Source organism: Paenibacillus sp. J22P165 (genome assembly GCF_059692015.1).
The window spans coordinates 318,433-343,756 of record NZ_JCAUAP010000008.1 but is presented as its reverse complement, the minus strand read 5'-3'; the positions used below and the strand labels follow the sequence as shown (position 1 = coordinate 343,756).

The 25,324-nt window shown below is 44.8% G+C and carries 20 protein-coding genes; 18 read left to right on the top strand and 2 right to left on the bottom strand.

All coding sequences use genetic code 11. The annotated features are described in order from the left end of the window. The first annotated feature begins 82 nt into the window (after window positions 1-82). The gene (locus tag AC58QM_RS21650; protein WP_497286928.1) at window positions 83-856 is read left to right on the top strand and encodes a pirin family protein; all 774 of its coding nucleotides are present in this window, start codon (window positions 83-85) and stop codon (window positions 854-856) included. Window positions 857-868: 12 nt separating this feature from the next. Further along, window positions 869-1,345 carry a MarR family winged helix-turn-helix transcriptional regulator gene (locus tag AC58QM_RS21645; protein ID WP_497286927.1) on the top strand — a complete coding sequence of 159 codons (477 nt, stop codon included), beginning with the start codon at window positions 869-871 and terminating at the stop codon, window positions 1,343-1,345. A gap of 108 nt (window positions 1,346-1,453) precedes the next feature. Here AC58QM_RS21645 and AC58QM_RS21640 read toward each other — a convergent pair whose 3' ends face one another. Then, the gene (locus AC58QM_RS21640; RefSeq protein ID WP_497286926.1) at window positions 1,454-2,242 is read right to left on the bottom strand and encodes an SDR family oxidoreductase; all 789 of its coding nucleotides are present in this window, start codon (window positions 2,240-2,242) and stop codon (window positions 1,454-1,456) included. A 217-nt stretch (window positions 2,243-2,459) separates the two neighbouring features. Here AC58QM_RS21640 and AC58QM_RS21635 point away from each other — a divergent pair, with 217 nt between their 5' ends. Then, on the top strand, window positions 2,460-3,338 hold the full coding sequence (locus tag AC58QM_RS21635) for a LysR family transcriptional regulator (RefSeq protein ID WP_497286925.1): 879 nt from the start codon (window positions 2,460-2,462) through the stop codon (window positions 3,336-3,338). A gap of 45 nt (window positions 3,339-3,383) precedes the next feature. Here AC58QM_RS21635 and AC58QM_RS21630 read toward each other — a convergent pair whose 3' ends face one another. Next, a complete protein-coding gene (locus tag AC58QM_RS21630; RefSeq protein WP_497286924.1) occupies window positions 3,384-4,553 on the bottom strand; it encodes an ROK family protein in 1,170 nt (389 codons plus the stop codon). Between the two features lie 189 nt (window positions 4,554-4,742). Between AC58QM_RS21630 and AC58QM_RS21625 the strand changes: the two genes are divergently transcribed. The 15 genes from AC58QM_RS21625 to AC58QM_RS21555 all read left to right on the top strand — a co-directional run bounded on the left by AC58QM_RS21625 (window position 4,743) and on the right by AC58QM_RS21555 (window position 25,324). Next, on the top strand, window positions 4,743-5,747 hold the full coding sequence (locus AC58QM_RS21625) for a hydroxyacid dehydrogenase (RefSeq protein WP_497286923.1): 1,005 nt from the start codon (window positions 4,743-4,745) through the stop codon (window positions 5,745-5,747). Between the two features lie 243 nt (window positions 5,748-5,990). Then, complete coding sequence (locus AC58QM_RS21620) at window positions 5,991-7,643, top strand: type 2 periplasmic-binding domain-containing protein (protein WP_497286922.1); 1,653 nt, start codon at window positions 5,991-5,993, stop codon at window positions 7,641-7,643. Window positions 7,644-7,713: 70 nt separating this feature from the next. Further along, the gene (locus tag AC58QM_RS21615) at window positions 7,714-8,622 is read left to right on the top strand and encodes an ABC transporter permease (RefSeq protein WP_497286921.1); all 909 of its coding nucleotides are present in this window, start codon (window positions 7,714-7,716) and stop codon (window positions 8,620-8,622) included. Between the two features lie 49 nt (window positions 8,623-8,671). Continuing rightward, the gene (locus tag AC58QM_RS21610) at window positions 8,672-9,517 is read left to right on the top strand and encodes a carbohydrate ABC transporter permease (protein WP_497286920.1); all 846 of its coding nucleotides are present in this window, start codon (window positions 8,672-8,674) and stop codon (window positions 9,515-9,517) included. Between the two features lie 161 nt (window positions 9,518-9,678). Next, on the top strand, window positions 9,679-11,862 hold the full coding sequence (locus AC58QM_RS21605; RefSeq protein ID WP_497286919.1) for a hypothetical protein: 2,184 nt from the start codon (window positions 9,679-9,681) through the stop codon (window positions 11,860-11,862). A gap of 110 nt (window positions 11,863-11,972) precedes the next feature. Continuing rightward, the gene (locus AC58QM_RS21600) at window positions 11,973-13,100 is read left to right on the top strand and encodes a Gfo/Idh/MocA family protein (RefSeq protein ID WP_497286918.1); all 1,128 of its coding nucleotides are present in this window, start codon (window positions 11,973-11,975) and stop codon (window positions 13,098-13,100) included. Between the two features lie 86 nt (window positions 13,101-13,186). Further along, complete coding sequence (locus AC58QM_RS21595; RefSeq protein ID WP_497287108.1) at window positions 13,187-15,841, top strand: dockerin type I domain-containing protein; 2,655 nt, start codon at window positions 13,187-13,189, stop codon at window positions 15,839-15,841. Window positions 15,842-15,938: 97 nt separating this feature from the next. Then, entirely contained in the window at window positions 15,939-17,159 is a 1,221-nt protein-coding gene (locus AC58QM_RS21590) for a TolB-like translocation protein (RefSeq protein WP_497286917.1), read from the top strand. A gap of 18 nt (window positions 17,160-17,177) precedes the next feature. Next, entirely contained in the window at window positions 17,178-18,659 is a 1,482-nt protein-coding gene (locus AC58QM_RS21585) for a sulfatase-like hydrolase/transferase (RefSeq protein ID WP_497286916.1), read from the top strand. 39 nt (window positions 18,660-18,698) lie between these two features. Then, on the top strand, window positions 18,699-19,688 hold the full coding sequence (locus AC58QM_RS21580; RefSeq protein WP_497286915.1) for a hypothetical protein: 990 nt from the start codon (window positions 18,699-18,701) through the stop codon (window positions 19,686-19,688). A 4-nt stretch (window positions 19,689-19,692) separates the two neighbouring features. Further along, a complete protein-coding gene (locus AC58QM_RS21575) occupies window positions 19,693-21,720 on the top strand; it encodes a serine hydrolase (RefSeq protein ID WP_497286914.1) in 2,028 nt (675 codons plus the stop codon). Window positions 21,721-21,752: 32 nt separating this feature from the next. Next, the gene (locus tag AC58QM_RS21570) at window positions 21,753-22,454 is read left to right on the top strand and encodes a gamma-glutamyl-gamma-aminobutyrate hydrolase family protein (protein ID WP_497286913.1); all 702 of its coding nucleotides are present in this window, start codon (window positions 21,753-21,755) and stop codon (window positions 22,452-22,454) included. 20 nt (window positions 22,455-22,474) lie between these two features. Next, window positions 22,475-23,497 (top strand): DUF4185 domain-containing protein, encoded by a 1,023-nt coding sequence (locus tag AC58QM_RS21565; protein ID WP_497286912.1) that lies wholly within the window; start codon window positions 22,475-22,477, stop codon window positions 23,495-23,497. Next, window positions 23,464-24,408: an AEC family transporter gene (locus AC58QM_RS21560; protein ID WP_497286911.1), complete on the top strand. Its 945-nt coding sequence runs from the start codon at window positions 23,464-23,466 to the stop codon at window positions 24,406-24,408. The genes AC58QM_RS21565 and AC58QM_RS21560 overlap by 34 nt, the downstream gene beginning before the upstream one ends. A 25-nt stretch (window positions 24,409-24,433) precedes the next feature. Next, window positions 24,434-25,324 (top strand): carbon-nitrogen hydrolase family protein, encoded by an 891-nt coding sequence (locus AC58QM_RS21555; RefSeq protein WP_497286910.1) that lies wholly within the window; start codon window positions 24,434-24,436, stop codon window positions 25,322-25,324.

Sequence of the window (25,324 nt, the reverse complement as noted above, 5' to 3'; positions counted from 1 at the left end):
TATATATTATTAGATATAATAATTATAGGATATTAAATGAAATAAATAATACATCAGATCGAACACAAAAGGAGCGATTCACATGAACATTCAAGTCCTAGGTCCTGAACATCAAGGTAAAGAAGAATTCGATAGAGGCAAAATTAGGGCGCAGAAACCGCTAGGTTTCTCAGGCCAAGGAGCAGTTACGGTTAGGTTGGGTCCCTTATTCTATTGGGCTTGGGGGCAAGCTGCCTCGGCTGGAGGCATTGGTTTTCATCCTCACCAAGGCTTTGAAATCCTTTCCTACGGGATTACTGGTGAAGGCCTTCACAGAGATACACTAGGTACAGAAAGCACAATGCATGCTGGTGATATTCAGCTCATGCAAGCCGGCTCAGGTATGCAGCATGCTGAGAGTGTTGAAGCGGGCTTCGAAAGCTTTCAAATCTGGCTTGAGCCTTACTTGAATGAAGCGGTGAGACGAGAGCCAACTTATTCACTGTACAAACACGAGCAGTTCCCACAGACACGACAAGCTGGCGTAAACGTCAAAACCATTTTGGGTGAAGGCTCACCCGTCCAACAACTCGTAGCGGATGCACAAATGTATGATATTGAGGTTGAAGCAGGTGCCTCGTATGTTCATAGACTGTTGCCGAACCGCACGCTTGCTGGGTTAGCAATTAGAGGACAAGGCGGCTCTTTCACGAGCACGGGACAAGATTCGGTCCAGTTTAAGAATAGAGATTTTGCTATCGTTCAATCGGACCAAGACGCAGATATCATGATTCACGCAGAAAATGAGACGCTTCGAATATTTTTAATTGAAGTTCCAACCGAAGTCGATTATCCTTTGTATAACAAAGCTAGATAAGGTGGTTGCAGAATGACTGAACGCAATGCAGAAGGTAAGGCACTAGATTTAAGGTTTATACGGGTTTTAAACAATATGGTGAACGTACTGTACGGCAACTTAGAACGTGATATTGACAGCTATGGTCTTAGTATGGAAACCTTTCGAATTCTTGAGTTTCTCTACAACAAAGGTCCACATCCCATTCAAAAAATAAGTGATACTTTTTCGATACCAAGCGGGAGTATCACATATGTAGTAGATAAGCTGGAAAAGAAAAGTCTCGTGGAACGGCTGCCGATTCCAGGTGATCGACGTAAAACAAATGTTGTACTAACAGAACAAGGACGCAGCTACTTTGATACCATCTTCCCTAATCATGTGAATACAATTTCGAACAATTTGTCCTTTGTTACGGATGAAGAGAAGCTTCAGCTGATTGAACTGCTTAAAAAGATTGGGTATGGAATCAAGGATGCTCAAATGGAATCAAATTCGAATAATGATTAACTTCGCTTTGGACAAGTAATAAAATCCCTATCGTCAGGCTGACGATGGGGATTTTTATTAGGGAGCGATGCTTGGTAACAAGTATATTTTAATAAAATGGGAATCCTATTAACTGGTAGGCACAGTGCCGCCATCAATCACATATTCACTTCCGGTAATAGAGGCAGCTCGATCGGAAACGAGGAACGCTGCGAGCTCCGCGACTTCCTCGGGTAAGCCTGGTCGTCCAATCGGAATGCCTCCGAGGGAATTCATAAGTTCTTGCAGAGCAGCCTCGCGGCTTCCAGCCGTTGTGGCAATCCGGTCGATCATGCGATCCGCGGCTTCCGTTTGAATGAAGCCAGGAGCAATTGTGTTAATACGAATCCCTTGTGGGGAGAATTCCTTAGATAAGCCCTTGCTGTAGGTGGTCAAGGCGGCTTTGGAGGCTGCATAAGCTAACGTAGTTTCGTAGAGCGGCAGTTTTCTCTGAATGGAGCTTATGTGAAGGATAACGCCTTTACCTTGCTCAACCATAAGTGGAAGCAAACATGTGTCCAAACGGACAGAACTAAGCAAATTCAATTGTATGGTTTCTATCCAATCTTCCTCTGTTAATGCCAGCGCTCCACCTGGAGGCGTAGATGAACCTCCTACGGTATTAATAAGAATATCGATACCACCTAACTTTTCGTTCACAGCCTTCACGATTAGAGCTGTACCTTCAGCATTCGTCACATCAGCTTGGATGAAGTGAACGTTAGGCACTGGGTAATCCGTCGGGACCGACCGAGCGGTTGTGAGTACAGTAGCGCCAGCATGCGCGAGTCTATTTACAATCGCCAAGCCCATCCCTTTCGTACCTCCTGTGACTAGAACACGTTTTCCTCGAAATTCATTCTCGTAAGCAATTATCATGATATATCCTCCTATACTTAATCTCATGTGTTATACATGCAATGACAAGTGTTAGCTTACGCTGAAAATAACTACACGTCTAATTTATAATTTTAATAAAATTGATTACTATTTTTCATGAATGAGGGGGGTACGAACTAATAGTGATCTTGCTCGAACGATAAATAACATGTATGCTTACATCGTTATTGATGAATGGCATAGATGAGGTGAGCATATGGAGCTTACTCAATTAGAGTACTTCTTAAAGGTTGCCCAGATGGAACATCTGACGAAAGCGGCAGAAGCATTAGCCATAACGCAGCCAGCACTTAGTCACGCCATATCGAAGCTGGAAGCTGAGCTAGGCGTGGTTTTGTTTGAGCGGAAGGGCAGAAACCTACGAATAAATCGATACGGTACACTGTTTGCGAAGCGAGTCGAGAAGATTTTGCAAGAAGTAGAACGAGGGAAGAACGAAATCGCAGAATACACCAACCCTGAATCAGGTGTCATCCATCTTTCTTATTTAAATATTTTGGGTGTGGATTTAATCCCACATTTGATACGTGACTATCAGCAGGCCAACCCGAAAATCACGTTTGAACTAACCCAGGGAGACAAAGGGAAAATCTTAGAACATGTCGAGAACGGCTACTCCGATGTGATGATCACTTCCGAGAGGCCAATTAATGAAACTTTCGAATGGATACCTATCTTATCGCTGCCCTTGTATCTCGTGGTTTCCAACGATCACCCTTTCGCGGATCGGGAGTCGATTCGTTTGAGGGACATTACCGGAGAGCGGTTTGTCGGGTTGAAGCGTAACTGCTCGTTACGTGACTCGCTTCTAACCCGTGTGCATCATATGAATTTCACGCTTGCAACGAGCTACGATGCGGAAGATCTTCCTACCGTGGCAGGATTCGTCGCGGCAGGGCTTGGTGTCTCTGTGTTGCCGAAAACAGCCGGTTTGCAATTGAATGGACTGCGATGGATACAGATCGAAGACGAAGGCTGGAAGTGGGAAGTTGGTGCACATATCAAGAAAGATCGGTTTTTATCTCCAGCAACGCAAAGATTCATCAGCTATATTACATCGAAGTATGCAAGTTGATGTTAAAAAGGTACCCAGCCTCGATACGGAGGAAGGGTACCTTTTTTATTGGATAAGCATGGGATACGTCAAGCGTTCATCCAGAGCAAAATTCGCTGCGCCTAAAGCACCGCCAGCTTCATCGATAGCGGCTGTACGGAAGTCGGAACCGCTGACGATCTGACTCATAGCCCGCTCTTTCATCACATTCATGGCAGTAGTCACGTATAGACGACTAGCTCTGGGAATGGGGCCACCAAGTACGATGGCTTCTGGGTTAAACAAATTCAACATGGTAGCAAGCGCAATGCCTAAATAGGAAGCTGCTTTAGTAACTGCTGTAAGGGCAATCGGATCGCCTTGCTCAGCTGCCTGACAGATGTTCTCCATTGTCATGTCCTCGATAGCATCAGTATTCAGCGTGGCGTATTCCTGCTCAATGGCGGATTCCGCAGCAAGCATCTGCAAGCAACCTTGATTTCCGCAAGGGCATAAGGGACCATCAGGAACAATAGTGATATGACCCATAAGCTCCCCAGCACCACCAAGAGCGCCTGACAATAATCGCTGATTATGAAATAAACCAGCAGCAATGCCTGTACCAACACCAACATAAATCATGTGGCTGTTCTTGCTCCCCGAACCGAAGCGGCACTCTGCAAGTCCTCTCGCACGATGACGATTTAATACAATCGTTGGCCAATCGATTCTATCTTCAAGTAACTTTCGAATGTCAACACGTTCCCAGCCTAGATCAGAGGCGCTGACGATAATGCCATTCTCCGTATCAATTAATCCGGGCATACCAAGCCCAAGCAAGGGAATTATCGGTGCTTCAATGGATTTTATAAAAGCAGGGAGTTGCTTGGTTAGCATCTCGATCGCCGATTCAGGATCTGACTGACCAACAGGAATCTGGATTAAGTTGATCGTATGGCCAATGAGATCGAATGCACCAAGCGTCCATTGCTGATGCTCATAATCCGCACCAATGACGGCATGTGTGTGGGATGTTAACTGTATCGCAATAGGGGGTCTACCGCCAGTAGATTGAAGAAGTTCCCTTTCAATAACAAGTCCTGATTCAATCAACTCAGTTATCGCAGAAGAGACGGCTGCTCGGCTTAACCCAGTCAGCGTGGCAAGCCTAACACGAGGTGAAGATCCATGCATGCGGAGCGCTTGCAGGATGGCGAGCTTACTTTTTTGTTCAACATGCTTATTTCGAATGGTCATAGCTTCACCTAGGGAAGGATTTTTACAAGGATCTTAGTATCATTAAACCCATCATATCAAACATCCGATCGCATTAAAAGAAGTTAATTCATATATTGACAAAGTTATGAGTCGGAATTATGATGACCCTAACCAACTTTGAGAGTCCCAATGAGCATCCAATTTCATAAGAGCAGGGGGATTAGGTACATGAGTCGTAAAGCAAAAACTTACATTCTACCATTTGGTCAAGGTTTAGAAAACGTTTGTTCAGAAGAAACGCGTTCGTTTATCAATGAACACTTCGATGCGGTCTGGAATACTTCCAACCAACCTTATTCCCATGAACAAATGGTACATATCCTGGAAGACGCCGAAATTCTGCTTTCAAGCTGGGGGACGCCGAAACTAACGCCTGACTTGCTGCAAAAAGCAAGCAAACTTCGCTATGTGGGTCATGCTGCTGGATCCGTTAAAGGGTGCCTAACCAAAGATATTTTCGCACATGACATTAAGGTATTCTCGGGTGCACCTCGGTTGGCCCTTAGCGTTGGCGAGTATTGCTTGACCGTACTTTTAGCGCTATTGCGAAGAATTCCGCAGTGCAGCAGCGCAGTAAAACAAGGAGCTTGGTGGGAAATCCCCGAACGAAATCAGGGTCATGAGTTGACAGGCAATACGATAGGAATCGTATCCGCGAGTTCCACAGCACGAGCTTTTCTCCAATTATTAGCGCCATTTAAAGTTAAGGTATTGCTTTATGATCCCTATCTCACGGAGGAGCATGCTCAGAAACTTGGTGTTCAACTTGCCTCAATTGAAGATGTGATGCGTTGTCCGATCATTTCCATCCATGCACCGTCGCTTCCTTCAACAGACAACCTTATCCATAAGGATTTAATACAATCGATTTCGGATGGAGCCATTCTCATAAATTCATCGCGAGGATCCGTATTAGATGAGGATGCCTTACTGAAGGAGTTGCAGACTGGTCGTTTCTTTGCCGCACTTGATGTATTTAAGAAAGAGCCGATTATTCAGGATTCACCATTCACAAAGCTCGATAATGTGTTAGTTACACCTCATATTGCAGGACATTCCATAGAATGCTTCAAAGCATTAATGTTGGAAATTGCTCAAGATATTCAGCGTAGTAGGAATAATGAACCAACACGATATGAAATTTATGAACGCATGTGGGAAGTTTTGGCCTAAAATCATACCAAGAAAGCCATCCGGTTTGCCGTGATGGCTTTTTACGTTCAAAGGGACAGGAATCATAAAAAAACAGATTTTTGAACCAATTAACTCGATTGTATACCTTTCACAAAGGAAAGAAGTCCATTTACTGTACTAGATAGCGGATTTATAGTATTTTTCTGTTTCACAAAATCGTTAATAATAGTAATGTGAACGCATACAAGTTCGTGTCACAACAAATAAGGGAGGTTCAGGTATATGCCAAAAAAGAAAAAGATTGCTTTAACAACGGCAAGCATTGTGTTACTTTCGAGCGTGCTGGCAGCATGCAGCCAATCGAATAGTGAAGAAAGCAACGAGCCCAAACCTAATGCTGAGTCAACTAAACCTGCTGCAACTGAAGCTCCGGCATATACGCTGCCTATCGTGAAAGATGGCTCGGTAACGTTATCCATTGGCATCCCTGACAATAGCTACGCTCCAAAAAGCTACACACAGAATCTCCCCGTATGGCAAGAAGTAGAGAAGAAGACAGGCGTCAAAATTAAATGGGATGTCAGTCCAGCCGCTCAATATAATGCGAACATGAATATTCGTTTGGCAGCGGCAACGGATTTACCCGATATTTTGAAGCTTCCATCCAATCCAGTTGCGGCAGCTGATGACGGTCTCATTGTTCCGATGGATGAACTCATTGACAAGTATGCGCCAAATATTAAGAAGTATTTTACGCAATATCCGAATATGCGCAAATTGTTTACGGCTCCTGACGGCAAAATATACGCACTCTCTAGCGACACAAGTGGTACGGCTTATTCCGATCCACAGGGTTGGCTGATCCGAAAAGACTGGTTGGATAAACTAGGTTTGAAAGAACCGACGAATCTAGATGAATGGTACACCGTTTTGAAAGCTTTTAAGGAAAAAGATCCGAATGGCAATGGCAAAGCAGACGAAATTCCACTTGCACCTAACTACTCGTGGGGAGGCCTGCAGAACTTCGGTAAGGCGCTTGGCCTCAAAATGGGTGATTACAGCAACAACTATTCGGTAGATGCCAGTGGCAAAGTCAAGTATGAGTGGATGGATCCAAAAGCGAAAGACTTAGTTGTATGGCTCAATAAACTATATACGGAGGGATTAATTGATCCTGAATTCGTTACCAAACGAACGCCAGCTCAAATACTTCCAGACATTACAAGGGAATTGGTAGGGGCCACACAAGGATTCGTTAATAATACAGCCACCTTAGAAGCGGCTATTAATAAGCCTGGGACGGATTGGATCATTACAGTACCTCCCGCAAATGCCGGCTTAAAAGGGTACTATGAAAAATACGGACCTCTCAGCGGTTACTACGCCATCAGCAAAGACGCAAAGAATAAGGAAGTTGCTATCAAATGGCTGGATTATATTTTTGCCAGTGAAGAAGGGGCAAGAATGCAAAGTTATGGGGTTGAAGGCATCAGCTATACGATGGTAAACGGCAAACCGCAATTCACTGATTTTATTAAAAACAATCCAGATAAGCTTGACGCAACAAGCGCATTAAGAAGTCTTGGCGCTTTCCCATCTACACCTTGGATTCGTGATGAAAAAGGCGTGTTCTCCAATCAAGCGATGGATTTGCTGCAAATGAAACCTGATTTGGTCGCTTTGGCTAAGAAAATAGAACCTTATCTGATCGATCCGATTCCGTTCCAATTTATGTTAGCAACGAAAGAAGAAGCGGCAGATGAGAAACGAATTTCCACGGATTTAAACACGTACCATGAAGAAACCATCCTCAAGTATATTTTTGGGAAAGAGCCTATTGATTGGGATAAATATGTCAAACGCAGTAAAGAACTCGGTGTGGATCAATTAACCGCCATCAAACAAAAACAATACGACCGTTATATGAAGAAATAACGACTTATAAACGAAGGACGTGGCGTGTGTAAGATTACACACGCCTGCCTTTTGAAATGCGGAGGTGAACATGATGGGGAATGTAGCAAAAGTATTAAACAGGGATAAATATTTGTTATTACTCATTCTACCGGTCTTACTTTACTATTTAATTTTCCACTACATTCCAATGTATGGTATCATCATTGCTTTTAAAAACTTTAAGCCGCTCAAAGGGATTCTCGGCAGTGCATGGGTTGGATTTCAGTATTTTGAGACCTTCTTTAATTCCGTATACTTCTGGCGCTTGATGAAAAATACAGTATTACTTAGCCTCTATTCCTTGCTATGGGGGTTCCCGGTTCCAATTATGTTTGCACTACTCCTAAATGAAGTACGCGAAGGTATGTTCAAAAAGTCGGTTCAAACGATCAGCTACCTTCCACACTTTATCTCGATCGTAGTTATTGTAGGGATGATAACCAACTTTACAACAGTGAATGGCGGTATCGTGAATACCGTGATTACCTGGTTCGGCTTTGCACCGATCAATTTCCTTAGTGAATCTAGCTGGTTTAGAGATATTTTTATCTCCTCTTCCATCTGGCAAGGCTTCGGCTGGAACTCCATCATTTATCTAGCAGCGATTGCAGGTATTGATGCTCAGCTCTATGAAGCCGCAGAAATGGATGGAGCTAACCGTTGGCATAAAATGTGGCATATTACACTTCCTGGTCTAGTCCCGACGATCGTCATTTTGTTAATCCTCAGTGTAGGGAATTTAATGGATGTTGGCTTTGAGAAAATTAATCTACTTTACAACCCTACCACGTATGAAACGGCGGATGTCATCTCCACCTATGTATACAGACAAGGGATTCAGAGTGCCGATTACAGTTACACGACAGCGATTGGTTTGTTTAATAACATCATCAATCTGATCTTGCTGGTAACGGTTAATCGTATAAGCAAAAAGGTGTCAGAAACGTCGTTATGGTAAGGGGGACCTCGAATTGGCCGTAGTGAGACGAGCAAAAAGAGGCAATATCATGGATTGGCTCATATACGTCATGATGGTTATGGTCATCGTGATCACTTTGTATCCGTTTGTTTATGTATTTAGTATGTCGATCAGTGCACCACAGCATGTCGTATCAGGTTCTGTATGGCTATTCCCTAAAGGATTTTCGGTAGAAAGCTATAAGCGAGTATTTGAGAATGAAGACATTTGGGTCGCCTACTATAACACGATTTTCTATACGGTTGTTGGTACACTTTTGAATCTCATATTTACCATCTTAGCTGCCTATCCGCTATCACGTCGCACATTTTTTGCTAGAAATTGGATCATGGTGATTATCGTCATTACGATGTTTTTTGGTGGAGGGCTTATTCCAAGCTTCCTGCTAATTAAAGAGCTAGGCCTCTACAACACAAGATGGGCGATTCTGCTCCCGGGCTTGACGAGCGCCTTCTATATCATCATTACTCGATCTTTTTTACAAAGCATTCCGGAAAGTTTGACCGAATCCGCAAGAATCGACGGAGCGAATGATATCCGGATATTAATTCAGATCATTTTACCCTTATCCAAACCAATCCTGGCTGTACTGACACTGTTTTATGCAGTAGGACATTGGAATAGCTATGTACCTGCCATGATTTATTTATCCAATGTGAACTTGCAGCCGATGTCCCTATATTTAATGAAAGTGTTGGTACAGAACAACAATTCCATGCTGGAAGGGATGAGCGATCAATTAGATCGGGCACTCTTCGCCATTCAATTGAAATACGCGATTATTATCGTTTCCATTCTACCTATATTAATTGTATATCCTTTTCTCCAAAGATATTTCGTGAAAGGCGTGATGATCGGGTCTTTGAAAGAATAACAGGCTCCACCGATAGGAGGTGATGTGCTGAAATCGTAAACTGGATGGGCATCTAGCATGGATGGTCATGCTCCTTCTTGTCAGGCTTCGTTGAAAAGATCTACCAATCTATTTGGATGAGGTGAACTTATTAAATGAAGGAACGAGTTATGAGGATTTCAATGGCCAAACTAAGGTTGGCGATCCTGTTCAGTCTCATGTTCATCACTGCATGCTTCGTATCAAGTTCAGCTTTCGCGTTACCCGTCATTCCAGGCGCAGCAGGCTATGGGATGGATACGCCAGCAGGACGCGGGGGGACCGTCTACAAAGTAACGAGTTTAGCGGATACGAATACGCCAGGCACGTTGCGATATGCCATTAACCGCACGGGCCCCCGTGTCATTGTGTTCGAAGTATCGGGCACGATCAATGTCAACGCAACGTTGAACATTAACAATCCGTACATCACCATCGCTGGTCAAACAGCTCCATCACCAGGCATTTTCCTAAGGGGAGCTGTAGTCCAAATATTAACGCATGATGTATTGCTTCAGCATCTGAGAGTCGCTCCGGGAGATGATCCCATTGGCGTAGCAACGACGAGTCGCGATGCTTTAGCCATCAATGGTTTGAATGGGAGAGTTGAAAATATCGTCATTGACCATTGCACATTCACTTGGACGGTAGATGAATTATGGGAGGCATGGAATCCGTACGGCAATATCACCTTCCGACACGTAATTGCCTCTCAACCACTTCACGATTCGATCCATATTGATGAAGGAGATACCGAACCGGCGCCGCATGGATTTGGACCCATTTACGATAATCAGCCGAATTCACATTCTACTTTAGTGGGCAGTTTGGTCAGTCATGCAGAAGGCCGTATGCCTTATGTCATGGCGAGCGATTACGTGCAAGTCAACAATGTGTTTTATGACCGAGTTAATTCCTTTAACCGTTTTGACGCACAGAAAGATGTGGTGACCAGAAATAGTATCGTCGGTAATGTGTTCAAAAACGGTCCTTCCCTTGCTGCTTGGGCTGTTGGAAAGAAGCCGATTGAAATCAATGCTGGATTCGCCTCTGGCGGGAAAGTATATCTGTCCGATAATGTCGTGCAGAATCATTCCTTCTCGCTAAGCACACAGTGGGATCTGATTCAGAATAGTTCATCCTTCACCCAAGCTCAGCTGCAGGCAGCTACGCCGCCAGCATGGAATACAGGACTTGTCGCTAAACCAGTCGGTGAAGTTGTAGATTGGGTTCTGGATAACGTAGGAGCAAGACCAGCAGATCGACTTCCTTACGAGAACACCATTATTAACAATGTGAGAAATAGAACAGGCGCCATTATCGATTCCATCGTTGAAGCGGGTGGTTGGCCAGTTGTCCAGAATAATACCCGAACACTGGTACTTCCAACAGCTCCGAACGCGGATGATGACTCTGATGGCTATACGAATTTGGAAGAGTGGTTAGAAACCTATTCAGCTGAGGTTGAGGGAAGAGCAGTATCTTCTGCTTTAATTTCCAATCTCACTGTCAATGATTCAACAAACGCGGTTAATTGGTCTACTCGCACTAATCTGCAAACTGGCGACCTCACATATGGGGATCGAACAACCGTATTTTCTACAGTGTCATCGAGTGTAGCAGGAAGTGACTGGATTAGACCGGCAATGGATTCTAAGGCATATACAGGTACTACGCTTGTTTCTTTTAATGTTAACCAGAACTCGGATGTGTATGTTGCTCATAATGATGCGATTACGACTAAACCCACTTGGCTATCGACTTGGACAGATACCGGGCAGGATATAGCTGGGAATGGATTAACCTACAGCCTTTATAAGAAAACGTACTCCTCAGGGGCTGCCGTATCGCTAGGAAATAATGGAAATACATCGTTGGGTCAATATTTGGTAATGGTAAAACCACTTACATCACTAGTTTCAAATGTAACTGTTAATGACTCAGCCAATTCAGCAGACTGGTCTGTTCGTTCGAATCTGCAAACCGGGGATCTGACGTACGGGGATAGAACGGTCGTATTCTCTGCTGTGGCACCAAGTGTGACAGGAACGACATGGATTCGACCTGCCATGGATTCAAAAGTTTATACGGGAACAACACTTGTAAGTTTTACGGTTAACAGTAACGCCAATGTGTATGTGGCGCATAATGACGCGATAACAACGAAACCCTCCTGGCTGTCAACATGGACGGATACGGGAGCTGATTTAACAAGTAACGGATTGACGTACAGCTTATTTAGGAAAGCTTATACTTCAGGCTCTACGGTGTCTCTGGGCAATAACGGAGATACATCATTAGGCCAGTACGTGATCGCCATCGAGTAAAGTCATTCAAACTGCCGTCAGTTAGTCATGATCGGGAGGATGCCGCAGTCAGATTGCTGTAGACCTCCCGATTATGTGATTTGAAGAAGTCAGTCATAGGGGGAACCAAGATGTTGAAGTTAGGTGTTATCGGCTATGGTTCAAGGATTCGCAATGTGATCAAGGTCATGCAAGAGCATCATCCGGAATGCCAAGTAACTACGATTGTTGACGTTCGTAATAATGCTATTAAAGAAGAAAATAACCATCTTAGTGATGTTCATTATTATGAAACGGTTGAAGAGATGCTAAGAAATGAGCGCCCCGATGGTCTATTAATTGGAACTCGCTGTTCACTACATACGCAAATGGCGCTGAAAGTTTTACCATCCGGTATACCCTTATATTTAGAGAAGCCGGTCTCTACAACATTGGATGATGTTCATTTATTAAAAAAAGGGAGTGACAACTCCACTTCGGAGGTTGTTGTTTCTTTTCCGCTTCGCGTATCCAGACTAGCTAGATTAGCCAAAGAGATCATTGATTCTGGGAAAATCGGTACGGTCGAACATGTGCAAGCCGTTAACAATACCCCATACGGTTCTGTCTACTATCACAATTGGTACAGAGACGAGAATGAAACAGGGGGATTGTTTTTGCAGAAGGCCACGCATGACTTGGACTATATCAATTATGTAACTGGTCAGACACCCGTAAGTGTTTGCGCGATGACCTCCAAGCAAATTTTCAAAGGAACGAAGCCTGCTGGATTGAAGTGTGTCGATTGCGAAGAGAATACGACTTGTGAAGAGAGTACGGCATTTTTTAAAAGTCCAAAGCGTGAGAAATGGGCGTATTGTGCTTTCGCTGAAGATACAGGAAATGAGGACTCAGGCAGTGCCATCGTTCGTTACGAAAGTGGTATGCATGTTACCTATTCTCAAAACTTTTTTGTCCGCAATAAGGCCGGTTACCGTGGAGCGCGATTTATGGGTTACAAAGGCACTGTGGAGTTCGACTTTTATAAAAGTCAATTAAAGGTATACATGCACCACACGCCTCGAGTCGAGACGCATGATTTAGATTTGGGCTCGGATCATTTCGGTGGCGATACGGCGCTTGTTAAAAATTTTGTGAATGTCATGAAGGGACAAGAAAAATCAGTAAGTACGCTGCAGGATGGCTTGCTAAGCGCGTTGATGTGCCTAAAAGCGAAGGAATCTGCACAAACAAGCACATTCCAATTGATCCATTGGTGATGTTAATCAGCTAGATAACTGTGTGAAATAGAAGGGTGATGACAGATTCGAGTTAGAACAATCGTAGAGGAGTGAATGATTTGGACATGGAAACAAGTTTCGTTCAACAAAGATCAAGGAGTAAAGGTGTAAAGCTCATAATTAGTCTTTGTTTTGGTTTCATCATCTTCCTCATATCAAGTTCCGTTTATGCGCAGCCAGTCATCCCAGGTGCCGCCGGCTATGGTATGGATACACCTGCTGGGCGCGGTGGCAAGGTCTATAAAGTAACTAGTTTAGAGGATAAGAATATACCAGGAACGTTGCGATATGCCATTAGTCAATCCGGACCAAGAGTCGTGGTCTTCGAAGTATCTGGCACCATTGTCGTGAACAACTTCATGGATATCATTGATCCTTATCTGACGATTGCTGGTCAAACGGCGCCTTCTCCTGGGATATTTCTAAAAGGGGCTAACCTTCGGATTTTCACTCATGATGTATTGATTCAGCATATTCGAACCGCTCCAGGCGACGAGCCTTACGCCGTTACACCGACGAATCGTGACGCGCTCGCCATTGGTGTTCCGGGGGGAAGACCGGACAACATTGTTGTCGATCATAGTACCTTCACATGGTCAGTTGACGAAATATTCGGTGCATGGGGGCCTTATGGCCGTGTAACCTTCCGCAACGTGATAGGCGCTGAGCCTTTACACGATTCTATTCATGTCGATGAAGGGTCAACGGAAGCTGCACCGCATGGATTCGGTCCTATTTTTGATAATCAGCCGGATTCTCAAGTCTCATTGATTGGAAGCTTGATTAGCCATTCAGAGGGTCGAATGCCTTATGTCATGGCGAGCGATTACGTTCAAGTTAACAATGTGTTTTACGACCGAATTAATTCGTTTAACCGTTTTGATGCCCAGAAAGATATTGTGACTAGAAACAGTATTGTCGGCAACATTTTCAAGAACGGTCCTTCATTGGCTACTTGGGCTGTAGGAAAGAGACCGATAGAAATCAATGCTGGATTCGCCTCTGGCGGGACAATCTATTTATCCGATAATAGCGTACAGAATCATTCATTTACAGTAAACTCACAGTGGGATCTGATTCAAAATAGCTCAACCTTTACCCAAACGCAGTTGCAGGCGACTACGCCGCCAGCATGGAATACGGATCTCGTTGCCAAACCTGTCGGAGAAGTGATGGATTGGGTACTAAATCAAGCCGGTGCACGTCCTGCCGATCGATTGCCTTATGAAACTAGGATCATTAATCAGGCTAGAAATGGAACAGGGATTATCGTGAACACGATAGCTGAAGCTGGCGGCTGGCCGACTGTTGCAGCGAATCAGAGAAAGCTGGTCCTTCCCAAGAATCCAAGCACGGATGCTGACGGGGACGGTTACACTAATTTAGAAGAGTGGTTGGAATCCTATGCAGCCTTCGTAGAGGGAAGAGGTTCGCAGCCACCGTTGATCGATCCTGCGGATGGCGAGCCCGATGACGAGCAGGGAGAGGAAGAGTTTCCGCAAATCATTTCAGAACTCGTCGTCAATCCAGCAGCAGCAGGCGGCAGCACGTGGGCGATCATGACGAACTTGCAGACGGGCAATCTGACTTATAGTGACAGAGCATTTAAGTTTAATTCTGTGCCTCCTTCTGTAGAAGGCAGCAATTGGATTATGACAGCTGCCAACTCGAAAGGATACTTGGGCAACGATCCACTTGCAACGTTTAAAGTGCTTACGGATGTGGATGTTTATGTTGCCTACGACCGCAGGTTAACTGCGAAGCCGCAATGGTTCCTTGATGCTGGTTTTGCCCCAACAGGGGAAGCTTTCATAATTAATGAAACGTTGCCATTTGATTTATTTAAGAAAAGCTATCCAGCGGGCTCAACAGTCACGTTAGGTAAAAACGGAAATTCAACGAATCTTCAATATATTCCTGTTGTGAAAAGTAAGCCAATTGTAGGCAATGGAATCGCAGCTATTACAAACCCGCTGGCAGGTTCCACACTTGCTGAAAAGCCAACCTTAATCGCGGGAACAGCTAGCGATACAGACACGAAAAATCAAGCAATTACAGGTATTAGCATCTCGATTCTGCAAAATGCCTCAAGCAAATACTTAAATCCATCTACGATGGCATTTGACCAAAGCCAATCGGTCAGCTTTAACGTATACGCTTCGTATCATACGGATTTGGGTACTTGGATGTTAGATGTAGCGAATGTACCATTTTCGAATGGACAGTACACGGTAACTGCTTCTGTCTATGACGGTGCTGTTGGCGCAGCTGCGGAAAGCTATTTCAATGTGGCTATGGTTGATCCATCGAAGCTGATTTCAACCATCGCTAACGCGCAAGCGTTACATGATGCAGCCGTCGTTGGCAATAAGCCTGGACAATATCCTCAGAGTGCAAAGGCAATCTTGTTCACCTCCATTCAGACTGCGCAAGTAACGGTTACGAATGAGAGTGCAACGCAAGCACAGGTCGATTCTGCAACAGCAACTTTGCAATCCGCTGTGCTTGCCTTTCAAGCCAAAAGCAACGTTAGACAACCAGAAGACGTGAATGCGGATGGTCATGTGAATGTACTCGACTTGATTATCGTCGTTTTCAATTTGAATAAAAACAGCAACAGCCCTAACTGGGAATCGATTAAAGCAGCTGACGTGAATGGTGATCAATCCGTTGATGCTAATGATATTAAACGTGTAGCCATTAAAATGATTCACGACTAAGAAATGCGGGAGGATAGGATTGTTATCTATCCTCCCAACATAATTGCACTAGCAGCATGTGCTTATAGTATCTTGCACGATACATGGGGTGAAGAGAATGACAGTAACGAGCAAAGTGAAGTTCAGACCTTATGCAGCTGGTCATACGCCATATCCGATAACGATCGTTACGCCTGAAGACGGATATTACATTCATACGTTCTTCGATGTAAGTCCATGGAGTCCATCCGGCAAATTATTAGCATGCTTGAAACTGCCTTTTCAAGACCGCTTGCCTGGACCTGACGATAAGGCGACGGTTTGTATCATTCATTTGGAAGAACACACGATAACGGAAATTGCCGACACGAAGGGCTGGGGGATGCAGGTTGGTGCTCATCTCTGTTGGGGCAGTGACAATCTTCTTTATTATAACGATAAAGAGGGGTGTGACGTATTTGCCGTGGAGTATTCGCTTGACACCGGGACAACAAGAAGGATGGCGGGACCGGTTTATCAGATTGCACCAGATGGCTCCTATTTATTGAGTCCAAATCTATCGTTAATAAATGCGTCTCAAAATGGTTATGGTGCGACGATGCCAGCTCACTGCGATTGTACGCCGCCAATCGGAGCACCTCATGATGAGGGCTTATGGCAGGTGGATGTTAAGAGCAATACGAAGCGATTGCTATTCAGCCTACAGCAAGCTTATGAGCTTTTACTGAATAAGAAGCCATTCGAAGGCGCTAGATTTACCTTTTTCCATACAAAAATTAACCGTCAACAAAATCGAATTATGCAAGTAGTGCGATGTTTATTTGATCATGGACAGCCGCAAAAGAAGTTCATCATCACGATGGCTCCGGATGGGAGTGATGCAAAGATCGCGCTTCCTTATGAGATGTGGCTGGAAGGCTCCCATCATCCTGATTGGCATCCCGACGGCAAACATATTCTCATGAATGTCAACTTGAAGGAACTGCGTTTCTGTCAGTTCGACAGCGCAGGAGAGAAGTTCCAAATCGTAGCCCCACAGGTACGTGGCGGCGGACATCCGAGCTTTTACCGAAATGGTACCTATATTGTGACAGATGCTTATACCGGTGAACCTTTTACGAATGAAGCTCATCAGGTACCTATTCGATTAATTCGAACGAGTACGGGCGAAGAAGAAGCCATTTGTTGGATTTGGACACTCGGAGGTACACCTATCCCTGCTGAATTACGTTGTGATCCGCATCCAGTGTGGCGTAATGATTTCAAATATGTCTGTTTTAATGGGACGCCAGAAGGGAATAGGCAAATTTTAATCGCTGATTTAAGCAGCTTAGTATAAGAGATTAGGGGGATGGCCATGAAGCCACATATCGTACTCATCACGACGGATCAAATGCGTGCCGATTTGATGGGGTGTGCCGGCAATCCGATTATCCAAACGCCGCATCTTGATATTTTATCCAGACGTGGTATACGGTTCGAGCAAGCTTATTCGGCAACGCCGATCTGTATTCCAGCTAGGGCTAGTATCATGACGGGGCTTGAAGGACACAGCATGGGAATAACCACGTATGTAGAAGGTTTCAAGTTGCCTACGGAGACAACTTTGCCTCAAGCACTGGGAGACGCGGGATATGAAACAAGACTCGTTGGCAAGATGCATGTCTATCCAGAGCGCTGCCATTATGGGTTCGACAGTATGCTCTTGTGTGAAGAAGGGCGATTGTTTGGTGCCAAAACAGCGGAGAAACGGGGCTACGACGATTATGAGCTTTGGTTGGCGGAGCAAGGTTATCCAGGTCAAGCCTTTGCACACGGGATAGCCAATAATGAATATGCCATGTCCCCGTGGCATTTGCCTGATCATTTGCATCCGACAGAGTGGATTGCAGATCAAAGCTGCAAGACGATCAAGCGGAGGGACTGGACGCGGCCTTTATTTTTGTGGGCATCCTTTACAGCACCGCATCCGCCACTAACGCCTCTGATGCGAGATTTATATATGTATGAAAGAGATGAGATGCCAAAGCCCGTTAGCGGAGATTGGGTAGAGCGGCACTCTTTATACGAACAACGAACGATTGAGCGGTATTGCGGGGAGCTATTGACGGATAAACAAGCCGATTTAGCTTATCGCGGGTTTTATGCGTCCATTACACAGGTTGATCGTGCGATAAATCGAATCATCGGAACTTTGCGCGAAGCAGGCATCCTTGACAATACCTGGATCATTTTTACTTCCGATCACGGGGATAATATGGGAGATCATAAGCTTTGGTTTAAGGCTAATTTTACGCGAGGCGCATGCCAAATTCCCTTAATCATTGTACCGCCATCTAAAAGCTCAATCCGAGACGAGTCTTGGGTATCTGGACGTACCAATCGTTCGCCAGTTGGACTTCAAGATATTATGCCGACATGTCTAGCCATTGCAGGAATCGCAGAAGTGGATGGCTTGGATGGCAAAAGCTTATTGCCACTAGTCGCTGAGCCGGGGGAAGCTTCTGTTCGGCATTGTCTACTGGGGGAATTTGGCCACAGCGGTCAACGCACCCTGATGGTAACGGATGGGCAATGGAAATACATTTGGTATGAAGAAGATGGACATGAGCTGCTCTTCGATCTTTATACGGATCCACTGGAAATGCATGATCTAACGAACTTGAACGAGGAGCAATTGCAGCAATGGAGAAATGAGCTGGCGCGTATGTTAAGTGCTAGAGAGTCTGATCCCGCTGTACAGGATGGGCAATTGATATCGCGAGGATCGAAGCGGTTGTTGAACGTAAAAGAAAAAGCAGATCTAGTGCAAGATTTTAACCCTAGAGGAATTCATTAATGATGTTAATTATTTGCCTATCGGACAGGAGAGATCACTTTGATTCCATTCATTGCAAAAGCGGAACAGTTGGAGCAGAAAATAAAGGAATGGGAGAACTTATCAGGATCTAATATGGTGTTGGATCATTTGATTGCTTACAGCGGGCACAAGGTGTATGCCATCACCATTTCGGATTTTTCAGTACCTCGCACGAAGAAAAAGGCATTGTACATCTCCCAGCCCCATGCACATGAACCGGGTACCACGGCCGGAATGGTAGATGTCATAGAACAGCTTCTTACCGGGAAAGATTTACTCGGTAACCCTTGTCAATTCGACCGTGAGAAAGTTTTGGCGAATACCATTATTACCTTTAACCCGGATGGTAATCCATTCGGTCGCGCGAATTCGCCTGAGCTTTATTACGATGGAACCAAGTACACGCCTAAGCAATTTCAATGCCTGATTTTCGGAGAAGACCCTGAAAATCCTGGTGAGCGATGGAAGCGCGTGGACCTGTGGGATCGTCGAGATGAAAATGCACCTGATCCGATTGGTATTGTCTATGAACCCATCGATGAATTCCGTTATGTGGAGCCTAATCGCAGTCAACTGTCCTCCTATTTCAAACTTTTTTATCAGATGGATGAGCAATATCAGTATGAGTATTGGCTTGATTTGCATCAAATGATGTTTCTTGGTCAGCAGGAACAAGATTCAGGATCGACGTGTCAAATTTTCATGCCGCTCCCTGATCTGGTCGTAAGTCCGCATGGTGACGAGAATAGAGCGTGGGCAGATGAAATAACGCAAGACTGGCTGGACAACGGGTTTGCAGCGAAAGCCCCTATCAGCACACCATACACCGATATCCAAGCGGAGTATTTCCGTAGAAACTTCCGCGAGATTCACAAACGTATGAGTCGGATTAGTACCGAAGTTATTACGAATCGCGCTCAATATCCGGTAGAGATTCAAGTAAAAGCGCAATCCTCGGCGATTGAAACGACATTGAAGCGACTACTTGCAAAGAATGTGGAGGCCTAAGCTTATGATTACTTTTGAGTACGATCAGCCTCATCATCAAGGAATGAATACGCAGTTGATCGACAATTACGCAAATCAATTAATGAAAATGAACACCAAAGCATTACTTATCATGCGTAATAATAAACTCATTAAGGAATGTTATGCGAATGATTATGGCCCGGAAATTCCGCATTATGCAGCCTCGCTTGCCAAGACGATCGTCGGGGGTCTAGCGTTAGCCGTTGCTGTAACGGAGGGGTACATCGCCTATCAGGATCTTGCTTGTACTTACATTCCAAGTTGGCAAAGGGATCCATTGAAATCGAAGATCACAATTCGGCATTTGGCTACCCATACCTCAGGGTTAGAGGACACATCGGCACTTGATACGGAGTTATCGGGGTGGAAGCGCATGTTTTGGCAGAAAGATCCTAGTCCTTCTGCTTTGGATCCGATTACTTGTTCGCTTGAAAAGGCGCAAATGATGCACCCCCCGGGAACGAAGTTTCTTTACAGTAACCCAGGATTCGGTGCCCTTTCTTATGCCATTACAGCAAGCTTGCAGCATTCACCTTATCCGAATATCCAGACTTTACTTCAGGAAAAAATCTTTAATCCTCTTGGGATTCCAGATTCGGAATGGCATATCGGCTACAAAAAACCGTTCCGATACAATGGCTTGGACGTCTATGGAACATGGGGCGGCGGTGAATTTTCGCCTCGTGCAATTCTGCAGATCGCCCGTCTGTACCTGCAGAAAGGTCAATGGGGAGACCAAACCTTAATTAACGCTAATGTGTTAAAACCGATGATGGCAGCCAACTTTCATTCCATTACGCAGGAAGGTTTCCCACACGGTGATTTATTAACCTCATCCATTTGCGGCTTCTCCAATCATTGCGCAATATTTCCTAACATTCCGGATTCTATGTTTCTTGGAGCAGGTGCAGGACAACAAGTGATGATGGTTATTCCAAGTCTAGACTTAATTGTTGTTCGGCTAGGAAATCGGATGATAGAAGACAAGAATGCATCGATTTGGGGCGATATTAAGGCGTATATCTGCGATCCAATTCAAGCCATGCTGCTGCATCAAAGTCCTTTCCCAGCAAGTGATAAGGTACGTAATATCACCTTCGAACCGGCAGATCGAATTAGAATTAGTGGTGAAGACAGCGATAATTGGCCTTGCACATGGGCGAATGACGGAGGGCTCTATACCTCTTATGGGGATGGTTATGGATTCCTTCCACATACGGAGAAAAAGCTAAGCTTAGGCTTTGCTGAGATTTTAGGTACTCCACAATCTTTTGAAGGCGTTAACTTACGTACGGAAACAGGAGAACGGGAAGGCGACGGTCCTTCAGGTGAAAAAGCTAGTGGATTACTCATGGTGGACGGCGTGATGTATATGCTCGCCAGGAATGCAGGCAATTCACAATTGGCATGGTCCGCAGACATGGGGCGTACATGGGAGTGGGGATTCAAGTTTGAAACTAGCTTTGGTTGTCCAACTTTCGTCAACTACGGACAAAACTATGCAGGAGCACCAGACGATTACGTATACATTTATTCTCCGCACGGGACCAGTGCCTATGAAGAATATGACCATATTGTTCTAGCACGAGTAAATCGGTATCAACTCAAGCATCTAGCAGAATATGAATATTTTAAAGGTATCGATGATTCAGGAACGCCTATATGGACTCCTCTTATCTCAGAGATGAAGCCGGTATTCACCTTTCCTAATCACTGTCATAGGCTTGAAGCCATTTACCACGCAGCCACTCAGAGATATTGGCTCGTCTCCGCCTGTAATCATGAAGGTGGATGGGGAATATTCGATTCACCAACGCCTTATGGGCCATGGAGTACCGTTTATTTCACGGAATATTGGGGACTGGGTAAGACACATTCGTACAGGTTTCCAACGAAATGGATAAGTGAAGACGGGACTCAGCTGCACCTAGTCTTTTCAGGCAGGCGCTTCAAATCAATTGATTATGATGCGATGTGCGTTCGTTCCATGACGATGGAATTGATTGATTAACTTGCTTTATTGCCAACTGGGGGTTCTTGTACATGAAACCTATTATTGTGGTTACTTCGACTTTCGATAATGGTCATACGTTTCTTCATAAGGATTATTCAAATGCGATCATAGAGGCTGGCGGGATCCCGTTCGTTATGCCTTACATGGCTTCACAAGATATGTTGGATCAGATTTGTGAAATGGCAGATGGACTCATGCTAAGCGGTGGTGAGGATATTGATCCGTTTCTTTACGGAGAAGAACCTGCTCCAGGCTTAGGTGCTATAACGCCGGAACGCGATGTGCTCGAGAGCCGACTAACAGAACGATTTCTAACATCGGATAAACCGATTCTAGCCATATGCCGAGGCTTGCAGTTGTTGAACGCTGTTGCAGGGGGAACATTAATCCAAGACATTGAACGCGCGCAAGCCGGGTGCTTACAGCACAGACAGCAAGCACCGAGAGCTCACTTGTCCCACCAGATCCACATTGAAACAGGGTCGTTATTGGAACGAATCATCGGTTCCTCCCACATTCGTGTGAACAGTTTCCATCACCAAGCGGTGAAGCGGACGGCACCTGACTTTCGTGTGAATGCTACAGCTGCTGACGGCATCATTGAGGGGCTGGAGAGCATGAGACATCGGTTCGTGCTCGGCGTGCAGTGGCATCCGGAAAACTTAGCTGGAACTGACGAAGCAGCACACGTTATCTTTGAAGCATTTGTTCGTGCATGCAGCAGTAAATAGAGAGCAGGAGGTTGGAAGAGATGTCTGCGAACACTTTATACCCGCCGTATCCGAGAAGTAAATTCATTAAAGGTATCACCTTTGACTGGTCCAGTCGCATTCGTCTGGCACCTGGCAGTGATAATTGGCCTTTAACTTGGGCGGATGATGGACATCAGTATACCGTATTTGGCGATGGCGGCGGTTTCGGAGGTACGAATGAAATTGGGCGGGCGAGTATGGGGGTCGCTCGAATTGAAGGGGACCGCAAAGATTACAAAACGTTTAATGTATGGGGCGGAAAAGACGCAGAGAATCCTGCAACCTTCAATGGTAAATCATGGGGGATCATTTGCATAGATAGTATCTTCTACATGTGGCGAAGTGGAGCGGCGTCTAGTGACTGCTATGAATTTCAGAAGCTCTACAAATCGGAAGATCATGGAGCTAGCTGGGAAGATACAGGCGTAGAGTTTAATATCAATTCGTTTAACCGATCTAGAGGGTTTTTCGTTCCGACCTTTTTGCAGTTTGGCCAGAATTATCAAGGGGCTAGAGACAATTATGTCTATATGTATGCGCCAGAAGTGAAAAGTCTGGTCTGGGAATTGCAAATTCCTGGCGAAATCTCATTAATCCGTGTCCCGAAGGATAAAATCACTTCTCAGGAGCATTATGAGTTTTTTGCTGGAAATGAGTACGGTGGAACTGCCCGATGGACGCATGATGGCGATCAGCGCAGGCCCGTCTTTTATGATGCGAATGGAGCTATGAGGGTAAACGCGGTGTACAATCCTGCTCTGCAGAAATATCTCCTCGTTACGCAGCATACAGCAAGAAACTATGGTTGGGGCATTTATGAAGCGAATGATCCGTGGGGATCATGGAAAACGATCTATTATTCGCATTGCTTTGTCCCCGAAGACTGGGATTGCAAATTAGTTTCTTACTTGAGCTTCTCTCCGAAATGGTGGGACAACGACGGTTGGGAATTCGTCATGGTATTCTCGGGAAGAGAATATAATGATGCTTGGAATTCTATCGAGGGAGGCTTCATCATCTGAGTTATTTTTTACATATTTTATTGTCGAATGTGGTTCCCATCGGCTTAATTATTGCGACTGGCTTTGTGATGGGAAGAAAATATACGATTCACGCAGCCTCTTTATCCAAGCTAGTATTTAATTTGTTTATGCCTATTTTTATGTTTGTACTGCTGCTCAAAGTGTCAATTAGCTGGGAACTTGTCTTGAAAGTCGCGTTATTCAGCGTATTATTTGCTGTTGTTTCAGCGGTTATGGCGGAAGTTGTCATCCGCATACGTCGGTACGATGCGCCCATGCGGGGAGCCATGCGAAATACGATCCTATTTTATAATAGTGGTAATTATATGATTCCGCTTAATCAATTGGTATTCGCAGGAAATCCGGTTACCTTAGCCGTTCAAGTTATCGTATCGGTGATTCAAAATCTGCTGCCGGGCACATATGGCATCTACAACGCGAATGCGCATAAAGGTGAATTTAACTTTGCGATTAAAACAATTATTTTATATCCCGGAATCTATGCGGTGCTTGCAGCGGTTGTCATTCGATTAACACAGTTCACCATTCCAGAGCCACTGTATCTACCGCTGGAATATATGTCAGGCGCAACAATTGCCTTGGCCCTCATTACATTAGGTGTTCAGCTCTCCTCATTGAACCTGAACATTCGTTATCATGATGTCCTTATCTCAGCTACACTTCGACTGCTAGCAGGACCGCTGATCGGATATGGACTTGTCAAACTAATGGGCTTCCAGGGAGATATTGCGAGCGCTTTAGTGCTATCTTGTGCAGCGCCAACCTCCTTAATTTGTGCCTTAATCGCATTGGAATACGATAATGAAGCCTATTTCTCCGCACATGCGGTGTTATTCTCTACGGTTGCTAGCATGTTGACCGTTACATTCACCATTTTCGCATTAGCGTAAATACGTAATTTAGGAGCTGAGAGCAATGAAGGATACGCCAAGAAGAACAGCCAAAATTGGTCTCATTCAAGTGAAGCCACGGTATGATGACAGTGTTACGGTAGAAGGGTGCTTGGATGAGCTCTTGCAGCTGGCAGAGCAAAGTCTCAAAGATGGCGCTGATCTTGTATTCATGCCAGAGGCTTATCAATATCGTTTGGCTCGGCGTCATATTCCAAGAGGTGAACTCTCCAAAGCATATGCCGAAACTTATAAACAGCGCTGCAGTATGTTGGCCAAAACGTACAAAGCTTACGTTGTTCCATGGGATTATGAAATCGACGAACATGAACAGGTCTACAATGTCTCATACGTATTGGACCGCAATGGCGTTGAGATTGGCAGGTATCGGAAGGTACATCTGACCCGTGGGGAGACGAAAGTGTTAACCAACGGCGACGATTTCCCTGTGTTCGATCTTGATTTTGGCAAAGTGGGTATCATGATCTGCTTTGACAATTATTTTCCAGAATCTGCACGCATTTTGGCCTTGCGGGGAGCTGAATTGATTCTGTTTCCATTGTTTGGAGATACCTTGAATCCGCAATGGGAGATCAAATTAAGAGCAAGAGCGATTGACAATTCTGTCTATGTCGCCCCTTGTCATTTGCATGCCGAACCGGGAACTTCGTTTACTGGAATGGTTTCGCCAAACGGAGAGATCATCGCTAAAGTAGAGAATGAGGGTACGTATCAAGTAGTTGAAATTGATTTGAGTACTAAAATTATGACGAATACGAGAGCTGTAAAAGGTTCATGCGAGGATATTAAACAAGTGTTGCTTAAGCTGCGTCGTATGGAAGCCTATCAACCTTTATTAGAAGATGTTCCGCAAATGAATTGGGAAGAGATTGAATTTTTTAATAAAGAGGAGTGA